This is a genomic window from Bacillus sp. JJ1503 (genome assembly GCF_036965125.1).
In the GTDB taxonomy this organism is placed as follows: domain Bacteria; phylum Bacillota; class Bacilli; order Bacillales; family Cytobacillaceae; genus Cytobacillus.
Genome location: NZ_JBALOZ010000456.1, coordinates 1 through 1,556, shown reverse-complemented (window position 1 = coordinate 1,556; position 1,556 = coordinate 1). Strand labels below are relative to the sequence as shown.

The 1,556-nt window shown below is 39.3% G+C and carries 1 protein-coding gene; it reads right to left on the bottom strand.

Annotation, left to right across the window (positions count from 1 at the left end; all coding sequences use genetic code 11):
- Positions 1-1,058 (bottom strand): SGNH/GDSL hydrolase family protein (locus tag V7149_RS26685; protein ID WP_438824159.1); only part of this gene is annotated, 1,058 nt, incomplete at its 3' end.
- Positions 1,059-1,556 lie beyond the last annotated feature (498 nt).

Genomic DNA, 1,556 nt, shown 5'->3' with positions numbered 1-1,556 from the left:
AGCTCCAATTTATGTTTAGAAGGAGTTTGGTAGGTTACATAGCCTTCCATTTTTGTCACATAGTGTCCATCGCCAACTGAATATTGACCGCCGAATTCGTTGTCATAGCGGTATACGCGGTATTTTTCACCTGGATTTAGGACTCTTACAAACTGGAGACCCTCATCTGTTCGTTTCCATAGATTGATAGGTTTTTCGATGGAAAGTCTGCCAATCTGGCCCTTTTTCAAAATAACACCATCCCAATAGACAAGCGGTGTTTCCTTGGCAGGCACTTCGACTTCCACTTCCTCTTCTGTTACTGCCGGTTTCATCACATTCCAGAAAAGCTCGGAAATCGCCTTGTAGCCATCTTCGCTCAAATGAATATCTTTCGGGTTTGGTAAAAAAGCAATATTTTTTGCGATGACATCTGCAGTTGGAACGTAAGTAGAGACGGATTGGATCGCAATTTGCTCAATCATTGAATTTAGTGAAATTAATAATTGGTTGAGAGCGGGCTGGTGCTCAGCCGGCAAATGCGGGTATGGGTTGTAGTAGCCCATGATATAAAGCTTTACATCTGGATTAAATGATTTTACAGCAGTGATAATTTTAACAAGGTTTTGTTGAATTTCCGCAAAGGTTTGCTTAACTTCTTCCTGATCAAAAGAAACGGTTTGATTTTCCGAATCAATCTTAATCTTCTTTAATATATCATTGGCGCCAATATCTAGTGTCACATGCGTGGCTTGGCCCAAAACAGCATGGATTCCAGCGTTTTCTCCTTTTATCACGTTATTGGCAATGTCTTCAAGTACGTTTGTTGTCGTATAGCCCGGCACGGCGTAATCCCTAACAAATGTTTGGAGAGTCTCAGCGCCCTTGAAGTTTTCCGCAATAAAGTCAGGATAGCCCTTGCCAATCTCACCAAACGGCGATAGGCCGGCTGCCAGTGAATCTCCAAGACTAACATAATATACATTCTTTTCTGCAGCAGCTGAGCTAGCAATTGGCTGCGCGACCATCCCAAATAAAAGTGCAAACACGAATAAAGCCTTAACAAAATTCCTAGACAAATAGACCCCCTACCCTCATAACGATTTTGAATATTCGCAAAACACCCTATCATTCTACCTTAATTTTATAGGTAAAAACAACCAGAAAGATTTGCGGTGCGGGCAATATTTATGGACATTTTTCGCTATTTTGTGGAAGCTTGGAGACGATTCTTGGACTTCTATTTATAGTTAGGCGGGCTGTCTCTTTTACTTTTAAAGGTTGTTTGCAGTTTAAAGTTATTATGGTAAAAATATCGTTAATTAAACGTTTGATTAAATCCCCTCAAAGCCAGGCAGGGAAAGGGATTGAGACTGTTTAATCAAACGTTTGTTTAATGATCTCTTATACCGACAGACAGGATCTTCCTAAGTTTGTATCTTATTAATTATTAATTTTAGCCAATTGGTATAAATTGATATATAAATACGAACATACATATTAATTAAACGTTTGATTAGTTTCCCTTAAAGCCATGCTGGACAAGGGATTGGGACTGTTTAATCAAACGTTTGATT